We start from the raw sequence: 19,994 nt of genomic DNA on the forward strand, positions 1-19,994 counted from the left end.
CCGGCGGAGCCGATGGGGGCGTGGGTGTAGTCGGCTTCGGTGCGTCGGCGGAGGCCGATGGTATGGGCGCGGTCGGTGCGGTGGCCGGCGTCGGTGGGGTGGTCGGCTCCGGGGCGTCGGTCGATACCGGCGGTGTGGCCGGAGTCGGAGTGGTCGGTGAGGTGGGCGGGGTCGGCGGTGTGGCCGGCTTCGGCTTCGGGGTGTCGGACGGGGTCGGCGGTACCGCCGGAGTCGGAGTGGTCGGTGAGGTGGGCGGGGTCGGCGGTGTGGTCGGCTTCGGCTTCGGGGTGTCGGACGGGGTCGGCAGTACCGCCGGAGTCGGAGTGGTCGGTGAGGTGGGCGGGGTCGGCGGTGTGGCCGGCTTCGGCTTCGGGGTGTCGGACGGGGCTGGCAGTACCGCCGGAGTCGGAGTGGTCGGTGAGGTGGGCGGGGTCGGCGGTGTGGCCGGCTTCGGCTCCGAGGTGGCGGCCGGAGTTGGCAGCACAGCCGGAGCGGTGGGCGAGGTCGAGGACGCGGTCGGCTCCGCGGCCTCGGTCGTCAGCGGCGGCGTGGCCGACTTCAGGGTGGGACCCGATCCCGGAGTGGCACCTGACTCCGAGGGGGCACCCGGCTCTGAGGTGGCACCCGGCTCTGAGGTGGGACCCGGTTCCGGGGCGGACGTGATGCCGGAAGTGGCATCAGCCTCCTCCGGTGTGGCAACGCCCTGGTCCGGTGCGGCGGCCACCCCTTCTCGTTCGGCAACCTCTGCCTCCGGCGCGGGAGAAGCCGCCCCGGAATCCATCCCCGAGTCCATCCCCGTGTCAGCGGTCACCGTCCGCCGCGTGGACTTCTCGTCAGCCGCGATCGTCTTCCTGGCCAGGCCTTTCTTCGCCGAGTTCTTCTTCCCGGCACCCTTCTTGGCGGCGACCTTCTTGGTCACGCCCTTCTTCGCTGCGACCTTCTTCGTCACGGTCTTCCTCGCGCCGCCCGTCTCCGCCACGACTTCTTCCGCCGAACCCGTCTCCGCCGGGACCTTCGCCGTTACCTTCGTCCTCTTCGCCGTACCCGTCTTGGCGGCGCCCGTCTTCGTCATGGCCTTCTCCGTCGCAGCTCTTGTCGCCGAGGTGTCTTCCGCCGAACCAGTCATCGCCACGGCGTTCTTCTTCGTCGCTTGCTCGGCCGCGGCCTTCTTGACCACGGCGTTCTTCGCCGCTGCCTTCGTTGCCGCGGCCTTCTTCGTACCGGCGTTCTTCTTCGTCGCCCTCTTGGCGGCGGCCTTTCCGGGCTCAGCCGTTTCACCTGGCGTGTTTTTCGGCGCCGTCCTCTTGGCCGAGGCCTTCCCAGGCTCAGCCTCTTCAGCCGGCGTGCTCTTCTTCGCCGCCTTGGCTCCGGCCTTTCCAGGCTCAGCCGTCTCAGTCGGCGTGTCCTTCGCCGCCGCCCTCTTGGCCCCGATCTTCACGGCGGCCTTTCCGGGCGCAGTCGTCTCAGCCGCCGCCTTCTTCGCCCTCTTCGCCCCTGCCGTCTTCGCAGCGGCGCTCTCCACCCCGCCGCCCTCCTTCTTCAGCGCCTTCTTCCCAGCAGCCCCCTTGCCCACCGTCCCCTCACCCGCACCCTTCCCCACAGCCCCCGCGACCTTCCTCACGCCGCCGCCCCCGCCCCCGTTCTCCTCAGGAGCCGTCGGCTGCACTGCCGTACCGCTCTTCTCCTCGGCCGGTTTCTTCCTCGGCTTCGGATCAGAACCGTTGGACGGGGGACGCGGGGTCACGGGCGGAGCCTCCTGGGCGGGATGAGGGCGGGATGCGGGCGGGGTGGGTCAGATGGTGGAGTCGGGGGCGGGGTCGGCCAGGCGGCGGACCGCTGACAAGGGGACCGGGAGCCAGTCGGGGCGATGGCGGGCCTCGTAGAGGACTTCGTAGATCGCCTTGTCCGTCTCGTACGCGCGGAGCAGGACCGGATCAGTACGCGGATCCACCCCCGTCACCTCCGCGTACCCCGAGCAGTACGCCGCCCGGCACAGGTCCGCCCAGCCCGGCACCGCCGGTGTCGTCGAGTGGGCCGCGTAGTCGAAGGAACGGAGCATCCCCGCGATGTCCCGCACCGGAGGCTGGGGCATACGGCGTTCCGCGAGGGGCCTGGACGGCTCGCCCTCGAAGTCGATCAGGGACCACTCCCCGGACGGCGAGTGCAGGCACTGGCCCAGGTGCAGGTCGCCGTGGATGCGTTGGGCGGTCCAGGTCTGGCCCTCCGCCGCCAAGTTCGCCAAGGCCGAGAACGCCGAGTGCAGGCCGGGGGCGTACGGGCGGAGGGCGGGGACCGCCTGTGCTGCCGCGTCCAGGCGCTCGGTCATGCCGTTCACCAGTTGTTCCAGTTGCGCGTGGCCCAGCGTCATCGTCGGCAGCGCTCGGGCCAAGGCCACGTGGACCTCCGCCGTCGCCCTGCCCAGCGACCTCGCCTCCGCGCCGAAGTCCTCGCCCTTGGACAACTCGCTCAACGCCAGTTCCCAGCCGTCGGCAGCGCCCTGCACGAACGGTTGGAGGACTCCCAGGACGTACGGCTCGTCGGCGAACTCCGCTCGTAGCCACGCCGTCGGGGCCGGCACCCGGGGGCAGCCCTCCAGGGCCAGCGCCAGCGGGAGTTCCAGGTCGGGGTTGGTGCCGGGGACGATTCGGCGCAGCAGCTTCAGGATGTACGTATCGCCGTAGACCACCGATGAGTTGGACTGTTCGGCGGTCATCAGGCGCGGGGTCAGGCCGGCGCCGATGTCCGGGGCGTCCGGGGCCCGTTCGAAGCGCAGCCCGCCGATGCGGGCCTGGGTGCGCAACGCCTCCAGGAGCACCTCGGCGGGCCGGGGGTCGTACAGGGCCTCGTACACCGTGTGACCGGCGAGCGGGCCGTCCTCCACATGTCCGATCAGCGCGGGCGCGAGCCGGGGTGGCAGCGCCTCGCGCACGCCTATGAGGAGCTGGTAGCAGTCGCCGGGGGCGGGGGACTGGTGAGCGCGGACCAGGAGGTGGTAGAGGCCCAGCGCGCCGTCCAGCGGGAGCAGCTCCGTCGCCGCCACCAGCGCGAAACCCGTGACGGGACGGCCCTTGCCCGCGAACCACCGTTGCCTCGGCAGCCACTCCCGCAGGAGGGGGTCGAGTGACGCGAGGAGGTCCGGACCGGGACCCGGACTGGTCCGGCCGGAGATTGTGACAGTTTCCGCCATGGTGTCACGTTCCTTTCCCCGGGGTGGTCGGGGTGTCACTGTTGCGTGCCCCCGGCGGGGCGGGGGAAACCGAAACCGCCCCGCCCCACCGGGATCCAGCACGGATCCGGCAGCGATCTAGGCGGCTTCCTTGCGGAGCCGGAACCAGTAGAAGCCGTGGCCCGCCAGCGTCAGCAAGTACGGCAGTTCGCCTACGGCCGGAAAGCGCACCCCGCCGAACAGTTCGACCGGATGCCTTCCATTGAACGCCCGCAGGTCCAGTTCCGTCGGCTGCGCGAACCGGGAGAAGTTGTTCACGCACAGGACGAGGTCGTCCTCGTACTCGCGCAGGAACGCGATCACCGCGGGATTCGACGACGGCAGTTCCCGGTACGAGCCGAGGCCGAACGCCAGGTTCTGCTTGCGGATCTCGATCATGCGGCGCGTCCAGTGCAGCAGCGAGGAGGGCGACGACATCGACGCCTCGACGTTGGTGACCTGGTAGCCGTAGACGGGGTCCATGATGGTCGGCAGCGACAGTCGGCCGGGGTCACAGGACGAAAAACCTGCGTTGCGATCCGGTGTCCACTGCATCGGCGTGCGGACGGCGTCGCGGTCGCCGAGCCAGATGTTGTCGCCCATGCCGATCTCGTCGCCGTAGTAGAGGATCGGCGAGCCGGGGAGCGACAGGAGCAGGGCCGTGAACAGCTCGATCTGGTTGCGGTCGTTGTCCAGGAGCGGGGCCAGGCGTCGCCGGATGCCGATGTTGGCGCGCATACGCGGGTCCTTCGCGTACTCCGCCCACATGTAGTCGCGTTCCTCGTCGGTGACCATCTCCAGGGTCAGCTCGTCGTGGTTGCGCAGGAAGATGCCCCACTGACAACTCGACGGGATCGCGGGGGTCTTGGCGAGGATCTCCGAGACCGGATACCTCGACTCCCTCCGGACCGCCATGAAGATGCGCGGCATGACCGGGAAGTGGAATGCCATGTGGCACTCGTCCCCGCCGCTCTGGTAGTCGCCGAAGTAGTCGACGACGTCCTCGGGCCACTGGTTCGCCTCCGCCAGCACCACCGTGTCGGGGTACTGGGCGTCGATCTCCTTGCGCACCCGACGGAGGAACTCGTGGGTTGCCGGAAGGTTTTCGCAGTTGGTGCCCTCGGCCGCGAACAGGTACGGGACCGCGTCCAGGCGGAAGCCGTCGATGCCCAGGTCCAGCCAGAACTTCAGCGCCGAGATGATCTCTTCCTGGACGGCCGGGTTCTCGTAGTTGAGGTCCGGCTGGTGGGAGAAGAAGCGGTGCCAGAAGTACTGCTTGCGGACCGGGTCGAAGGTCCAGTTGGAGGCTTCGGTGTCGACGAAGATGATGCGGGCGTCGGGGTACTGCTTGTCGTCGTCGGCCCACATGTAGTAGTCGCCGTACGGCCCGTCGGGGTCTTTTCGCGACTCCTGGAACCACGGGTGCTGGTCGCTGGTGTGGTTCATGACGAAGTCGATGATGACGCGCATGCCCCGCTGGTGGGCGGAGTCCACGAACTCCACGAAGTCCGCGAGATCGCCGAATTCGGGGAGTACGGCGGTGTAGTCCGAGACGTCGTAACCGCCGTCCCGCAGCGGGGATTTGAAGAACGGTGGCAGCCAGAGGCAGTCGACGCCGAGCCACTGGAGGTAGTCGAGTTTGGCGGTGATGCCCTTGAGGTCACCGATGCCGTCGCCGTTGCTGTCCTGGAAGGAGCGGACCAGGACCTCGTAGAAGACGGCGCGTTTGAACCACTCGGGGTCCCGGTCCTTGGCGGGAGTGTCCTCGAAGGTGTCCGGGACGGGCTCGTTGACGATCATATTGTGGGTGACCCTCCGATCTGCGGGGACGGTCGCAGGACGGTGAGGATGTGTGCGGGCCGGTTACCCGGTTCCAGGCGCACATAGTTGGCCCTGCCCCAGTGATAGGTCTCACCGGTGAGCTCGTCGCGCACCGGTACCGACTCGTGCCATTCCAGGCCGAGTTGCGGCATGTCCAACGAGACCGTGGCCTCCTGGGTGTGGTGCGGGTCGAGGTTGACGACCACCAGAACCGTGTTCGAACCGTTCCGCTTCGAGTACGCGATCACCGCCTCCTGATCCGTCTGATGGAAGTGGAGGTCACGCAGCTGCCGCAACGCCGGGCTGCGGCGCCGGATGTCGTTCAACTTGCCCAGCAATGGCGCGATGCTACGTCCTTCCCGCTCGGCCGACACCCAGTCGCGGGGACGGAGTTGGTACTTCTCGGAGTCCAGATACTCCTCGCTGCCGGGCCGCAACGGTGTGTTCTCGCACAACTCATACCCGCTGTACACCCCCCAGGTGGGAGAGAGGGTCGCCGCCAGTACCGCGCGCAGTTCGAAGGCCGGGCGACCGCCCTCCTGGAGGAACTCGTGCAGGATGTCCGGGGTGTTCACGAAGAAGTTCGGCCGCATGTAGGCAGCCGCCTCGCCCGACAACTCGCTGAGGTACTCGGTGAGTTCCTCCTTCGTGTTGCGCCAGGTGAAGTAGGTGTACGACTGCTGGAAGCCGATCTGCGCGAGGGTGGCCATCATCGCGGGACGGGTGAACGCCTCGGCCAGGAAGATGACGTCCGGGTCGGCGCCGTTGATCTCGGCGATGACCCGGTCCCAGAAGACGACGGGCTTGGTGTGCGGGTTGTCGACGCGGAAGATCCGCACCCCGTGGTCCATCCAGTGCCGCAGCACGCGCACGGTCTCCGCGATCAGGCCGTCCATGTCCCGGTCGAAGGCGATCGGGTAGATGTCCTGGTACTTCTTCGGCGGGTTCTCCGCGTACGCGATCGTCCCGTCGGGGCGGTGATGGAACCACTCCGGGTGCTTCTCCACCCAGGGGTGATCGGGGGAGCACTGGAGCGCGAAGTCCAGCGCGATCTCCATGCCCAGCTCGGCGCCCCGCGCGACGAACGCGTCGAAGTCCTCCAGCGTGCCCAGCTGCGGGTGGATCGCGTCGTGCCCGCCCTCCGGCGAGCCGATCGCCCACGGGACGCCGACGTCCTCACGCCCTGCCGAGAGGGTGTTGTTCGGGCCCTTGCGGAAGGTGCTCCCGATCGGATGGATCGGGGGCAGGTACACGACGTCGAAGCCCATCGCCGCGATGCCGGCCAGCCGTTTCGCCGCCGTACGGAAGGTGCCGTGGGGCTGGGCCGGAGTGCCCTCGGAGCGGGGGAAGAACTCGTACCAGGCGCCGTAGAGGGCCCGCTCCCGTTCGACGAGCAGCGACCTGGGCTCGGAGGTCGTGACCAGTTCCCGCAGCGGATACCGGGCCAGTACCCCGTCCACCTCGGGTGTCAGTGCGGCGGCGAGGCGGGACGCGGGTGGGCGGGTCTCGTCGCGGAGGGCGGTGACGGCGGTGCGGAGGACGGGGCGGAGGCCCTTGCCCTTCGGTACGCCGGGGATGGCGCGTTCGTACAGGCGCGCGCCCTCCTCCAGGACCAGCTCCGTGTCCATGCCGGCCGGGATCTTGATCCGGGCGTGGTGGCGCCAGGTGGCGACCGGGTCGCTCCAGGCCTCCACGGTGTAGGTCCACCGGCCCGGTTCGCCGGGTGTGACGGTGGCGCCCCAGCGGTCGGTGCCCGGGGCGAGCTCCCGCATCGGGGTCCAGGGGCCGGGGCGGCCCTCCGGGTCGTAGAGGACCGCATTGGCGGCGACCGCGTCGTGGCCCTCGCGGAAGACGATGGCCGAGACCTCGAACGCCTCGCCGGTCACCGCCTTGGCGGGCCGGTGGCCGTGCTGGACGACCGGCCGGACATCGAGGACGGGGATGCGTCCGATGCCGGGAGGTGTGCCGTCCGCGGAGGGTGGCTCCGGGGCGGGTGGTGCCGTGCCGGCGGGGCGCACGGGGGGCGTGGCCGTGCCGGGTGTCGGGGGTGGTGACGAGTGGTGCGTGGCGGGCATGACCGCTCCTGTCCGCGTCAACGTGGGTGTGGGCGGATGGATGTGGGGAGGTGGGTCCTGCGAAGAAGATCCCGTGGTCCGCTGGGGGGCGTACCGGTGGAGCCTTCCCACCCTATTCGGGTTAGCAATCCGGCAGGTTGCTAACTACTTACGCGCAGATCTCCACAGAAAGATCCGGCCCCGTCCAGGGCGAACGGGGCCGGAGCCGTCACTCCCGCACTACGACCGCGGTACTTGCAGAAGTTTGTCCGGCGAACCGGGCCCGGCGCCGGACACCTTCCCGGAAACCGCCCCCGCGACGAGCGCCCTGGACACCTGTGCCGGTGTGGCACGCGGGTGGCCGGCGAGATAGACCGCCGCCGCGCCGGCCGCGTGCGGGGACGCCATCGACGTACCGGAGAAGGTCGCCTTCGCCGTGTCGCTCGTGTACGACGCGGAGGTGATCGCGACGCCCGGGGCGAACAGGTCGACGGCCCGGCCGATGTTCGAGAAGGCGGCCCGTGCGTCGTTCCGGTCGGTGGCGCCGACCGTGATGGCCTCCTTCACGTCCGCGGGGGAGTACAGGCCGGCCTGTAGCCCGTCGTTGCCCGCCGCGACCGTGTACGTGACACCGGAGGCGATCGAATTGCGTACGGCCGCGTCCAGCTGGGCGTTGTGGTGGCCGCCCAGGCTGAGATTGGCGACCGCCGGTTTGTGCGCGTGCTGGGTGACCCAGTCGATGCCCGCGATGACCTGCGAGGTCGTACCGGCTCCTGCGTTGTCCAGGACCCGTACGCCGACGACCTTGGCCTTCTTGGCGACGCCGTACGTGGTGCCCGCGATCGTGCCGGCGACGTGGGTGCCGTGGCCGTTGCCGTCCTGGGCGGTGGTGTCGTTGTCGACGAAGTCCCAGCCGTAGCTCGCCCGGCCGCCGAAGTCCTTGTGGGTGATCCGGATGCCGGTGTCGATCACGTACACCGTCACCCCGCTGCCCCCGGACGTCGGCGAGGTGTAGCTCTTGCTCAGCGGCAGGCCCGGCTGGTCGAGCCGGTCCAGCCCCCAGGACGGCGGATTGCGCTGAACACGGTCGGCGGCGCTACGGCCGCCGCTGTCCAGGGTGATCCGGGTGTCCTGGGTGACGGAGACGACCTGCGCGTCCGCCGCGAGGCGCCTCGCCTGTCTCTCGTTCGCCTCGATGGCGTAGCCGTTGAGGGCCGTGCCGTAGGTGTGGCTTATTTTCGCTCCGTACTTCGCGGCCAGGTCCTTTCCGGCGGCCGACGGAGCCTTTGTTCCCCCCTTGAGTGTCACCAGGTAGCTACCGCTGACGGAGCCGGGTTCACCGGCGCCGAGTATGGTCCCCTCCGGTGCGGCGTGCGCGGGCAGGGTGATGGCCGAAAACACCACGACTGTGGTGACCGCGGTCAGACCCCCCACCCGGCGCAGACGCCGCGTGCGCGTCCGTGCCATGTCGAGTTTCCCCTCCTTCAACTCTCCACTGCGCAGCCTCTCGTGAGGCGCGAAGCACCACAAGGGCGCACGAGGGCGCCTTTTCAGTACATGCCGGTTCAACTTCTTCAGCGCAGGTCGGCAATGACTAGCCCGTTGGGGGTCCCCCTCTGGGGGAGTTTGAGGCGAGGCCCCTTCAGGGCCGACGGGGGTCTGGGGGCAGAGCCCCCAGCGAGGGCGACACCATCGCCGGTACCGTCATCACACACGACGACACACATAGCCGTGTGTCATCCAGCGAAGCGCCGAGGTGGAGCTGTGAAGGCGATCCGTCGATTCACCGTCCGTCCCGTTCTCCCCGAACCCCTCCGACCTCTCAGTGATCTGGCGCGCAATCTGCGCTGGTCCTGGCACGCCGACACGCGTGATCTCTTCCAGTCCGTCGATCCCGAGCGCTGGGCCGCCTCGGAACACGATCCCGTACGACTCCTCGGCAGCGTCTCCGCCGAGCGGCTCGCGGAGCTGGCCGAGGACAGCCGTTTCCTGCGCCGGCTCACCGAGGTCGCCGGTGACCTCGCCGACTACGTGGGCGGTGACCGCTGGTACCAGACCCACCCCGGTGAACTGCCCGCCGCCGTCGCCTACTTCTCACCGGAGTTCGGTGTCACGGCCGCCCTGCCCCAGTACTCCGGCGGCCTCGGCATCCTCGCCGGCGACCATCTCAAATCGGCCAGCGATCTCGGCGTACCGCTGATCGGCGTCGGACTCCTGTACCGGCACGGCTATTTCCGCCAGTCGTTGTCCCGGGACGGCTGGCAGCAGGAGCACTATCCCGTCCTCGATCCCAACGAACTCCCGGTGGCGTTGCTGCGGGAGGAGGACGGCTCCCCGGCCCAGGTCTCCCTGGCGCTGCCCGGCGGCCGTTCGCTGCGCGCCCGGATCTGGCTGGCACAGGTCGGCCGGGTGCCACTGCTGATGCTGGACTCGGACGTCGAGGAGAACGACGTCGGCGAGCGCGGCGTGACCGATGTCCTCTACGGCGGCGGCAGTGAACACCGGCTGCTCCAGGAGATGTTGCTCGGCATAGGGGGTGTGCGGGCGGTACGGACGTACTGTCGCCTCACCGGTCACCCCGAGCCCGAGGTGTTCCACACGAACGAGGGACACGCGGGCTTCCTCGGCCTGGAGCGGATCGCCGAACTCTGCGACGCGGGGCTGGACTTCGACGCGGGCCTGGAGGCGGTGCGGGCCGGCACGGTGTTCACCACGCACACCCCCGTCCCGGCCGGAATCGACCGTTTCGACCGGGAGTTGGTGGCCACCCACTTCGGTCCCGAGGCCGAACTCCCGCGCCTGGACGTCGGAAACATCCTGCGGCTGGGCATGGAGACCTACCCGGGCGGCGAGCCGAACCTGTTCAACATGGCCGTGATGGGCCTGCGGCTGGGTCAACGGGCCAATGGCGTCTCCCTGTTGCACGGTCAGGTCAGCCGCGAGATGTTCTCCGGTCTCTGGCCCGGGTTCGACGCCGAGGAGGTGCCGATCACCTCCGTGACCAACGGGGTGCACGCGCCGACCTGGGTGGCCCCCGAGGTGTTCCGGCTCGGGGCGCGGCAGATCGGCGCCCAGCGCACCGAGGACGCGCTGACGGTGGGTGGTTCGGACCGTTGGGACGCGGTCGCGGAGATCCCGGACCAGGACATCTGGGAGCTGCGCCGCGATCTGCGCGAGCAACTGGTGGTGGAGGTACGGGAACGGCTCCGCGTGTCCTGGCGGCAACGCGGCGCGGGATCGGCGGAGTTGGGGTGGATCGACGGTGTGCTCGACCCCGACGTCCTCACGATCGGGTTCGCGCGCCGCGTCCCGTCGTACAAACGCCTGACGTTGATGCTGCGCGACCGCGACCGGTTGATGGATCTGCTCCTGCACCCCGACCATCCGATCCAGATCGTGGTGGCGGGCAAGGCGCATCCGGCGGACGACGGGGGCAAGCGGCTGGTGCAGGAGTTGGTGAAGTTCGCGGACGATCCGCGCGTCCGGCACCGGATCGTGTTCCTGCCCGACTACGGCATGGCGATGGCGCAGAAGCTGTACCCCGGCTGCGACATCTGGCTCAACAACCCGCTGCGTCCGCTGGAGGCGTGCGGCACGAGCGGTATGAAGGCGGCGCTCAACGGCTGCCTCAACCTCTCTGTCCTGGACGGCTGGTGGGACGAGTGGTTCCAGCCCGACTTCGGCTGGGCCATTCCCACGGCGGACGGCACCGGCACGGATCCCGACCACCGGGACGACGTGGAGGCCGCGGCGCTCTACGACCTCCTGGAGCAGCGCGTCACCCCGCGCTTCTATGAGCGCGGCCAGGACGGGCTGCCGGACCGGTGGATCGAGATGGTCCGTCAGACGTTGACGTTGCTGGGGCCGAAGGTGCTGGCGGGGCGGATGGTCCGGGAGTACGTGGAGCGGCTGTACGCGCCGGCCGCGCATGCCCACCGGGCGATGACGCCGGACGCGGCGCGTGAACTGGCCGCGTGGAAGGGGCGGGTGCGCTCCGCTTGGCACGGGGTGACCGTCGACCACGTGGAGACATCTGCGGCTACGGCCACCGCGGAACTCGGTACGACGCTGAATCTCCGGGTGCGGGTGGGGCTGGGTGGGCTTGCTCCGGACGATGTGGAAGTGCAGGTGGTTTCGGGGCGGGTGGATCCGGAGGATCGGATCGGGGATGCGGTGACGGTCCCCTTGAAGCCGGCGGGTTCGGATGCGGAGGGGCACTGGCTGTACGAGGGGCCGCTTGCCCTTGATCGCACCGGGCCCTATGGGTATACGGTCCGGATTCTGCCTGCGCATCGACTGCTGGCGTCCGGTGCGGAGTTGGGGCTTGTGGCGGTGCCGTCGGAGGACGGGGTGGAGGGGGCCGGGGTGTTGATGAGGTAGTGGTAAGTCCGGTGCTTTGGCTGCGGGTCCGGTGGGGGCTGGTCGCGCAGTTCCCCGCGCCCCTAAAGGGCGCGTCCGCTAGCGCCGGACTTCCCCTGCCCCCTTTGCACCTCCGAAAAACCGGACATCGGCTGGTTCCCGCCTCACACCTCCGAATACGGTGCGCACATCTCCCGCAGCGTGCTGCCGATCTTTCGGGCGTACGCGTGTTGCAAGCCTCTCGTCGCCGGGCCGCCCAGGCGGGCGTACCACTTTGCGCCGCGGCTGAAGGCGGAGACCGTCAGCCAGACCGTGCCGTCGCCCGTGCGGTCGACCACGAAGGCTTCCTCGCCGCATTCGGGGTGGCCGGGGAGGGTGCCGTAGGCCCAGCCTGCTCTGCGGTGTTCCTCTACCGTCCAGACGATGCGGCAGGGGCCCTTGATGAGGCCGGCGAGGGTGACCGTTACGTCTACGCCGGGGGCCGCCTTTTCCGCGGTTGCCTCGATGCCTACGCCCATTTCGCGGTGCATTTCCCAGGTCAGGACCGCTTCGGCGGCTCGGCGGAAGACCTTCTCGCCCTCGCCGATCCGGGTGCGCACATACAGGGGGTGGAAGCCCGGGGGGCAGAAGCCGCGTTCGCGGGTCGCGCCGACGTCGTCGTACGTGAAGGACATGGAACCCAAGAGTAGGGCGGTACCCGGAATTGCCTTCGCTCCGGGTACCGCCCTAGTCACTTGGCTGTCAACTCGGCTGTCGTCAGCTGACGTTGACGGCCGACCAGGCTGCCGCCACCGCGTTGTACTCGGTGGAACCGGAGCCGTACAGCGCCGCCGCCGCCGAGAGGGTGCCGGTGCGGGCGCCCGCGTACTTGGTGGTCGACGTGAAGTACGTCGTCAGGGCCTTGTACCAGATCTGCAGCGCCTTGGCGCGGCCGATGCCGGTGACGGTGGAGCCGTTGGACGTGGGCGAGTTGTAGCTCACGCCGTTGATGGTCTTCGCGCCGCTGCCCTCGGACAGCAGGTAGAAGAAGTGGTTGGCGACACCCGACGAGTAGTGCACGTCGAGGTTGCCGACCGAGGAGGACCAGTAGTTGGCGGAGCCGCCGTCCTTGCTGGGCTGGTCCATGTAGCGCAGCGGGGTGCCGTCGCCGTTGATGTTGATCTTCTCGCCGATGAGGTAGTCACCGACGTCGGAGGAGTTCGCCGCGTAGAACTCGACGCCCGTGCCGAAGATGTCGGAGGTCGCCTCGTTCAGGCCGCCGGACTCGCCCGAGTAGTTCAGGCCCGCGGTGTTGGCGGTGACGCCGTGGCTCATCTCGTGGCCGGCCACGTCCAGCGAGGTGAGCGGGTGGGTGTTGCCCGAGCCGTCGCCGTACGTCATGCAGAAGCAGCTGTCGTCCCAGAACGCGTTCACGTACGAACTGCCGTAGTGCACGCGGGAGTAGGCGCCGACACCGTTGTTCTTGATGCCGCTGCGGCCGAAGGTGTTCTTGTAGAAGTCCCACGTCTCCTGGGCGCCGTAGGCGGCGTCCGCGGCGGCGGTCACGTCGGTGGTGGAGCTGGAGGCGGCGCCGGTGCCCCACGTGTTGGTGGTGTTGGTGAACAGGGTGCCGGTGCCGGACGTCCCGTGCTTCAGGTTGTACGTCTTGTGGCTGCCGCGCGTGGCGTCGGTCAGGCTGTACGTCGTGCCCGACAGGGTCGTGTCGAGGCTGACGGTGCCCGAGTACAGGGTCTTGCCGGTGCCGGTGGCGTTCTCGATGCCCTGGTACTCGAAGAGCTTCTTGCCGGTGGCCGCGTCGGTGATGACGTGCAGCTGGTTCGGGGTGCCGTCGTCCTGGAAGCCGCCGACGATCGTCTCGTAGGCGAGGACGGGGGTGCCGGAGCCGGCCCAGATGACCTTGCGAGCACCGTCGGCGGCGGTCTTGTCGGAGCCGGCGGCCTTGGCGATGGTCAGCGCCTGCTTCTCGGCCTTGGCGGTGGAGATCTTCGGCGTGACCGTGGCGACCTTGATGGTCGCCGAGTGCGCCTTGGTGACACCCTCGGTCTTGCCCGACGGCGCGGTGTGGACGACCAGGTCGCCACCGAGGACCGGGAGCCCCGCGTAGGTGCGCTCGTAGCGGGTGTGGACCGTGCCGTCGACGTCCTTGACGACGTCCTTGACGACCAGCTTCTCCTTGGTGCCGAGGCCTATCTGCTGGGCCGTCTCGGGCGCTGCGGCCTGCTTCTCCTGGACCAGCGCGGTGCGCGCGGAGTTGGAGAGGAGCTGCGGGGCGGCCGCGAGGGGGGCCGGCTTGGCGGCGGCGGGCTGGGCTGAGGCACCGGTGCTGACACCGGTGGCGAGCAGGGCGCCTGCGGCTACCGCGGTGGCGATGGCCAGGGTGGTGCGCTTGTGACGCGCGTAGAGGGGGGTCACGCAAGCTCCTCTGTGGGGGAGTCCGGACGGTGTGGGGTTACCGACCGGAGCGATTGTGAATTGGCTGTGCTGAAGCGGCGTGAGGGAAGAGTGGCATCAGGGGCGCGTACATGTCAGGACCCCCAAGTGATGTTGGCCGAAAATCGACTGTCCGGGAAACATTGCGGCCATGTAAACGCCCACAACAGGGCGCCGCCCCGGAGTTGAAACCCCGAGGCGGCGCTCAGTTCGTGCGGCCGGAAGTGGACGACTGGTTTTTACGGGAACGTAAGCTTCCAGCTGTTGATGTAGCCGGTGTCCTGTGCCGCCACGTCCTGGACCTTCAACTTCCAGACGCCGTTGGCGACTTCGGAGGACGCGTTGACCGTGTAGGTCGCCTGCACGTTGTCCGCCGAGTCGGACGAGCTGGAGTTCTTCAGGCGGTACGTCGACCCGTCCGGAGCGACCAGGTCGATCACCAGGTCACCGCGCCAGGTGTGCACGATGTCGACCGCGACAGCGAGGTTCGTCGGCGCGTTGCCCGTCCGCCCCGACACGGTCACCGAGGACGTGACTGCCGCCCCGTTGTCCGGAATCGACACGTCGGCCGTGTTCTCGAACGAGGTGCCGCCACCGCCGCCGCCACCGGAGCGCGCACCGACCGCGACGGCCGCCCACGCGTCCTGCACCGCCTTGTATTCGGCGCCCGTCGTGCCGTACAGCTCACCGGCCGCGGCGAGCGTCCCGGTGCGGGCCGCCGCGTAGTTGGTGGTGGACGTGAACTTCGTGGTGAGCGCGCGGTACCAGATCTGCAGCGCCTTGTCCCGGCCGATGCCGGTGACCGGAAGTCCGTCCGAGGTGGGCGAGTTGTAGCTGACGCCGTTGATGACCTTGGCGCCGCTGCCCTCGCTCAGCAGGTAGAAGAAGTGGTTGGCGATGCCCGACGAGTAGTGCACGTCGAGGTTGCCGACCCCCGAGTACCAACTGTCCGCGCTGCCGCCGTCCTTGCTCGGCTTGTCCATGTAACGCAGCGGCGTGCCGTCGCCGTTGATGTCGATCTTCTCGCCGATGAGGTAGTCGCCCACGTCGGTCGAGTTGTTGGCGTAGAACTCCACGCCGGTGCCGAAGATGTCGGAGGTCGCCTCGTTCAACCCGCCTGATTCACCGGAGTAGTTGAGCCCGGCGGTGTTGGAGGTGACGCCGTGGCTCATCTCGTGCCCCGCCACGTCGAGGGCCGTCAGCGGGTCCGCGTTGCCGGAACCGTCGCCGTACGTCATGCAGAAGCAGCTGTCGTCCCAGAACGCGTTGACGTACGAATTCCCGTAGTGCACACGGGAGTAGGCGCCGACACCGTTGTTCTTGATGCCGCTGCGGCCGAAGGTGTTCTTGTAGAAGTCCCAGGTCTCCGCCGCGCCGTAGTGCGCGTCGGCGCCGGCCGTCGCCGCGTTCGACGTGGTGCTGTTGCCCCAGGTGTTGCTGGTCTGCGAGAACAGCGTGCCGGTGCCGGACGTCCCGTGGTTCAGGTTGTACGTCTTGTGGCCGCCGCGGTCGCCGTCGGTCAGGTTGTAGTTGGAGCCCGACTGGGTCGTCGTCAGCGAGACCTGGCCGCTGTACTGGGTGTTGCCGACCCCGGTGGCGTTCTCGATGCCCTGGTACTCGTAGAGCTTCTTGCCGGTGGCCGCGTCGGTGATGACGTGGAGCTGGTTCGGGGTGCCGTCGTCCTGGAAGCCGCCGACGATGGTCTCGTAGGCGAGGACGGGCTTGCCGCTCGCCGCCCAGATCACCTTGCGGGCCGAGTCCGCGGCCGACTTGGTGGAGCCGAGGGCTTTGGCGCGGGAGACCGCCTGCTTCTCGGCGGCGGCGGTCGTGACGTCCGGGGTGAGGTCGGCGACCGCGATGGTGGCGTTGGTCGCCTTGATGACGCGCTCGGTGGCACCGGACTTGGCGGTGTCGACGACCAAGTCGCCACCCAGGACCGGGAGTCCGCCGTAGGTGCGCTCGTAGCGGGTGTGGACCGTGCCGTCGGCGTCCTTGACGACGTCACGGACGACGAGTGCCTCCTTGGCGCCGAGGCCGATGTCCTTGGCCGTCGAGGTCCGCGCCGACGAGGCGTCGCGGAGCAGCTCGGCGCGCTGCGAGGGGGAGAGCGAGAGGGCCGTGTGCGCCGGATTCCCCTTGCCCGCAAGGGGGTTGGCCGGAGCGGCGGAGGAGGTCGCGCCGGCCTGGACGGCTGCGGCGAGCAGAGCGGTGACGCCGGCTACGGCGACTATGTGGGAGGTGCGTCTGCGCGAGGAATTGCTTCTCAACACTGACTCCTTCAGGACGGTCGCGGATCGCGCGACCAGGGGAGATCACAGGGATCGCAGTGATCACAGGAGTGAAGCTGTGGGGTTGCTGTGAAGCGCCAGTGGGAAGAGTGGCAGCAGTCCGCGCTTTCTGTCAGGAGCGCGTCAGGAAGTTGGCCGGAATTCGTTCGTTGACCGGGTGTTCAAGTCCGTTATCCGGAGCGTCGCTTGACGCTTCTTCGACCGTGAGCGGGCGGGCTGTCGTCCGGCGCCTTCGTCCGTGAACTGCCCGACGGATGCCTACCAGGTCGTGAAAGCGAGCGTCATCGGATCGGGGCTTGTCTCGCCCATGAGGTAGCCGCTGCCCGTGTGCAGGAAGAACCGCCCGTCGTCGTACAGCATGGGCTCCTTGACATCGGTGCTGATCAACGAGTGCAGCGTGCTGTTGAGTGACAGCTCGTTGGGCATCTCCATCAACGTGGTGCTCTTGCCGGTGGCGGGGTCCAGGCGCAGGACCCGGGCGGGGGTGGTGGGTTCGGCCTCCTGCGCGGCGACGAGGGCCTTGCCTTCGGCGCGCACCGGAACGAGGGTCGAGTCGTCCGGGGCCGGGAAGCTGCGGATGGCCTTGCCGGTGGTCAGGTCGAAAGCGGTGATCCGGTTACCCGCGGAGTAGTTGTGGGGGTCGCTGCCGAGGTAGGCGGTGTCGCCGCTCACGACCGTGGCGCCGCAGCCGCCGGTCTCACCGCACCCCGCGACGTAGTCGTCGCCGAGCGGGATGGTGGATTGCACCTTGCCCTCGTCGGAGACGGTGACCAACTGGTCGGCGTCCAGGCCGTCGTCGTTCTGGAGCAGGCCGAGCACGAGCGGCTCACTGGACACCAGCCAGGCGCCCCTGGCCTTCGGCACCTCGTACCGCCACGTCGCCTTGCCGGTGCCCGGATCGCGCTCGCCGACGCGGAACTTCATGCCGGCGGAGGTCTTGCAGTAGGACAGGGTGAGGAGTTCCGCACCGCCGAGGTGCTCCTCCTGGGTACAGCCGTCGGCCGGGGCGGTCCACGCGGGGGCGCCGGTGGAGGTGTCGTAGGCGGCGGACCCGTCGGGCCAACCGGCCGCCGCGACGGTGTCGCTGATCGCGACGTTCAGCCCGAGCCCGAGGCTGACGCTCTCGTCGGTGATCGGCTTCTCCCACACCTTGACGCCCTTGTTCACGTCGATCACCGCGAACCGCGTGCAGCGACCCTTGACGGTGTCCTCGGTCTGGAACACGACGGCGACGAGACCGGCGGAGGTCACGTTGCGGGAGGCCCCGCAGAGCCCGCCGGAGAGCGGGACGGTCCAGGCACGCTTGCCGGTGGTCAGGTTGTAGCCGGTGACGGCCTGCTCGGCGCCGGTGGCGTAGACGCGGGAGGTGAGCCAGGCTCCGGGAGTCTGGATGTAGTCGCTGTCGCTCTTCGGCTTGGGCGGGTCCACGTTCAGGAACTCCCGGCCGTTGATGGTGGTCGGGGTGGGCGTGGGGGTCGGGGAGGTGGCGCTCGTCCTGCCGTCCGAGCGGGTGGAGTCGTCGTCGCGGAGCATGAGGACTGTGCCGGTGGCGAGGAGAGCCAGGACGGCGGCCACTGCGCACAGCACGAGCGGCAGGCGCCGTGTGCGGGTGGGCGGTTGCTGAGGCGGGGGCGGGAACTGGGGCTGGGCATAAGGATTCTGAGCGTGTGGCAGAGGGCCCGGCTGAGGGGGCTGGTAGGGGCCGTAGGACTGAGGGGGCTGATACGGCCCGGCCTGCTGGGGGTACGGGGGCGGCTGCGGAGGCCGGCCTTGCGAGGGAGGCGGCACTGGCGGCTGCGACATGGGGTGCTGTTCTCCTTCGCGCGGGCACATGGCTACGCGGGGCGCGCGACTCGGCGTGGCTGACGGGAACATGTTCGCAGGTGCGATCATCCCGACGCCACGAGGGTGGCCGGGTGCCGGCGCCCCAACTGCCGGACGGGGCCCCGTCTTTCAGCCCGTCCGGCGCTTGAGGACGAGGCCGTTCAGGCCGACCGGGGTCTGGGGGTGGAGCCCCCCAGGGACGGGACAGGAAGGGGCGGAGGGGGCGAGAACCGCCCGGCGTCAGCCACCCGACGCCCGCCCGTCCCCGTGCCACGAGTTCCACAGCGCCGCATAGGCGCCCCCCGCCGCCACCAGCTCCTCATGCGGCCCCAGTTCGGTCAGCAGGCCGTGTTCCATCACCGCGACCCGGTCCGCGTCGTGGGCGGTGTGCAGGCGGTGGGCGATGGCGATGACGGTGCGGCCCTCCAGTACGGCGGCCAGGGCACGCTCCGTGTGACGGGCGGTGGCCGGGTCGAGCAGGGCCGTCGCCTCGTCCAGGATCAAGGTGTGCGGGTCGGCCAACACCACGCGGGCCAGGGCGAGTTGCTGGGCCTGCGAGCCGTCCGTGGCCGAACCGCGGGGGCCCAGGCGGGTGTTCAGACCGTCCGGCAGGTCCCGGACCCACTCCTCCGCGCCGACCGCCGCCAGCGCCGCCCACAACTCCTCGTCCGTGGCGGTCGGTTCGGCGATCAGGAGGTTGTCGCGGACCGAGCCCAGGAAGACATGGTGCTCCTGGGTGACCAGTACCACCTGGCGGCGCAGTGTCTCCGGGGCAAGACCGGAGACCGGGACCCCGCCCACCGTCACCGTGCCCTCGGTCGGCGCGTCCACGCCCGCCAGCAGCCGGCTCAGCGTGGTCTTGCCGGCGCCCGACGGGCCGACCACCGCGAGCCGTTCGCCCGGCCGTACGGTCAGGTCGACGCCGTGCAGCACCTCGCCGCCGCGCTCGTAGGCGTACCGCACGCCCGTCACGTCGATGCGGTCGTCCGCCGGGGCCGGGCCGTCGTCGTCGCCCTCCGCGCGGGGCGCCCGGGCGAGTCCCTCCACGCGGGCGAACGAGGCGCCGCTGCTCTGGAGTTGCTCGATCCGCATCAGGATCTCGTCCAGCGGGTCGGTGAACTGCCGCAGATACAGCGCCGCCGCCACCACCGCGCCCAGGCCCACCTCCCCGCGCCCGTGCAGCCAGCCGCCGACGAACAGCACGCCCGCCACCGGGATCGTGTACGACACCTCGACCGCCGGGAAGAACACCGTCCGCAGGAACAGCGTGTACAGGCGGCTTCGCAGCGCCGTCCGCAGCGTGTCGCGGCTCGCGGTGACCCGTCGCTCCTGGAGCCGGAACGCCTCCACCGTGCGGGCCCCGGCCACGGTCGCCGTGAGGCTCTCGGCGACCTCCGAATTGGCCGCGCCCTCCGCGAGATAGCCGTCCCGGGCCCGGCGCAGATACCAGCGCAGCGCGAACCAGATCGGCGTCAGACCCAGCACCCCGAACAGCCCGAGCAGCGGGTCGAGCGCGAACACCGCGCCCATCACGAACAGCGCCTGCACCGAGCAGACCAGCAGTTCGGGTCCGACATCGCGCAGGGTCGTGCCCACGATCGCCACGTCCGCCGTGCCGCGCGCGGTCAGGTCACCCGTCCCGGCCCGCTCCACCACCGACGCGGGCAGCGCCAGCGCCCGGTCGACGAAGTCCTCCCGCACCCGCGCCAGCGTGCGCTCACCGAACCGGTACCCCACGTACCGCGCCCACCGCGCCAGCAGCAACTGGGCCAGCGCGCACGCCACAATGACGAGGGCCAGCCGGTCCACCGTGCTCACCCCGGCCCCGGCCCGCACCTCGTCCACGATCCGCCCGAGCAGCCAGGGCCCGACGAGCCCGGCCCCGGCGGCCAGCGCGTTCACCACCAGGACGACGGCGAACGCCCGCCGGTCCACCCGTACCAGCCGGAGCGCGGCCCGCCGTACGTCCGCCCGTTCCGCGACGGGCAGTTGACCCTTGGCCAAGGAGGACTG

Annotated in this window: 11 protein-coding genes; 2 read left to right on the plus strand and 9 right to left on the minus strand. The window is 69.6% G+C overall.

The window, feature by feature from the left end; translation table 11 throughout:
- Positions 1 to 62 precede the first annotated feature (62 nt).
- Positions 63 to 1,769, plus strand: a complete 1,707-nt coding sequence (locus tag OG588_RS34655; RefSeq protein ID WP_405950671.1) for a hypothetical protein — start codon at positions 63 to 65, stop codon at positions 1,767 to 1,769.
- A 23-nt stretch (positions 1,770 to 1,792) separates the two neighbouring features.
- On the opposite strand, the gene OG588_RS34660 is transcribed toward OG588_RS34655, so the two are convergent.
- From OG588_RS34660 to OG588_RS34675, 4 genes are all read right to left on the minus strand, one after another.
- Positions 1,793 to 3,187, minus strand: a complete 1,395-nt coding sequence (locus tag OG588_RS34660; protein WP_405950672.1) for a maltokinase N-terminal cap-like domain-containing protein — start codon at positions 3,185 to 3,187, stop codon at positions 1,793 to 1,795.
- Positions 3,188 to 3,304: 117 nt separating this feature from the next.
- Positions 3,305 to 5,005 carry a maltose alpha-D-glucosyltransferase gene (gene treS, locus OG588_RS34665; protein ID WP_384155858.1) on the minus strand — a complete coding sequence of 567 codons (1,701 nt, stop codon included), beginning with the start codon at positions 5,003 to 5,005 and terminating at the stop codon, positions 3,305 to 3,307.
- Entirely contained in the window at positions 5,002 to 7,101 is a 2,100-nt protein-coding gene (locus OG588_RS34670) for an alpha-1,4-glucan--maltose-1-phosphate maltosyltransferase (protein WP_405950673.1), read from the minus strand. Before OG588_RS34670 ends, treS begins: the two co-directional genes overlap by 4 nt.
- A 219-nt stretch (positions 7,102 to 7,320) precedes the next feature.
- Positions 7,321 to 8,547 (minus strand): S8 family peptidase, encoded by a 1,227-nt coding sequence (locus OG588_RS34675; protein WP_405950674.1) that lies wholly within the window; start codon positions 8,545 to 8,547, stop codon positions 7,321 to 7,323.
- A gap of 297 nt (positions 8,548 to 8,844) precedes the next feature.
- On the opposite strand from OG588_RS34675, the gene OG588_RS34680 reads away from it, so the two are divergent.
- Entirely contained in the window at positions 8,845 to 11,460 is a 2,616-nt protein-coding gene (locus tag OG588_RS34680; RefSeq protein ID WP_405950675.1) for a glycosyltransferase family 1 protein, read from the plus strand.
- A gap of 143 nt (positions 11,461 to 11,603) precedes the next feature.
- On the opposite strand, the gene OG588_RS34685 is transcribed toward OG588_RS34680, so the two are convergent.
- The 5 genes from OG588_RS34685 to OG588_RS34705 all read right to left on the minus strand — a co-directional run bounded on the left by OG588_RS34685 (position 11,604) and on the right by OG588_RS34705 (position 19,985).
- Positions 11,604 to 12,113 carry a DUF1990 family protein gene (locus OG588_RS34685; RefSeq protein WP_398852418.1) on the minus strand — a complete coding sequence of 170 codons (510 nt, stop codon included), beginning with the start codon at positions 12,111 to 12,113 and terminating at the stop codon, positions 11,604 to 11,606.
- Between the two features lie 82 nt (positions 12,114 to 12,195).
- Complete coding sequence (locus OG588_RS34690) at positions 12,196 to 13,851, minus strand: M4 family metallopeptidase (protein WP_405950676.1); 1,656 nt, start codon at positions 13,849 to 13,851, stop codon at positions 12,196 to 12,198.
- Positions 13,852 to 14,108: 257 nt separating this feature from the next.
- Positions 14,109 to 16,136: a M4 family metallopeptidase gene (locus OG588_RS34695; RefSeq protein ID WP_405950677.1), complete on the minus strand. Its 2,028-nt coding sequence runs from the start codon at positions 16,134 to 16,136 to the stop codon at positions 14,109 to 14,111.
- Between the two features lie 279 nt (positions 16,137 to 16,415).
- Positions 16,416 to 17,732 (minus strand): PQQ-binding-like beta-propeller repeat protein, encoded by a 1,317-nt coding sequence (locus OG588_RS34700; RefSeq protein ID WP_405950678.1) that lies wholly within the window; start codon positions 17,730 to 17,732, stop codon positions 16,416 to 16,418.
- A 489-nt stretch (positions 17,733 to 18,221) separates the two neighbouring features.
- Entirely contained in the window at positions 18,222 to 19,985 is a 1,764-nt protein-coding gene (locus OG588_RS34705; protein WP_405953285.1) for an ABC transporter ATP-binding protein, read from the minus strand.
- Positions 19,986 to 19,994 lie beyond the last annotated feature (9 nt).

Origin of the sequence: Streptomyces prunicolor, from assembly GCF_045162825.1 — a bacterium.
GTDB lineage: Bacteria > Actinomycetota > Actinomycetes > Streptomycetales > Streptomycetaceae > Streptomyces > Streptomyces prunicolor.

Bases quoted from the DNA above. Each gene is read 5' to 3' on its own strand.
- OG588_RS34655 (WP_405950671.1), top strand. From the start codon at position 63: ATGGGCGCGGTCGGTGCGGTGGCCGGCGTCGGTGGGGTGGTCGGCTCC.
- OG588_RS34660 (WP_405950672.1), bottom strand. From the start codon at position 3,187: ATGGCGGAAACTGTCACAATCTCCGGCCGGACCAGTCCGGGTCCCGGT.
- treS (WP_384155858.1), bottom strand. From the start codon at position 5,005: ATGATCGTCAACGAGCCCGTCCCGGACACCTTCGAGGACACTCCCGCC.
- OG588_RS34670 (WP_405950673.1), bottom strand. From the start codon at position 7,101: ATGCCCGCCACGCACCACTCGTCACCACCCCCGACACCCGGCACGGCC.
- OG588_RS34675 (WP_405950674.1), bottom strand. From the start codon at position 8,547: ATGGCACGGACGCGCACGCGGCGTCTGCGCCGGGTGGGGGGTCTGACC.
- OG588_RS34685 (WP_398852418.1), bottom strand. From the start codon at position 12,113: ATGTCCTTCACGTACGACGACGTCGGCGCGACCCGCGAACGCGGCTTC.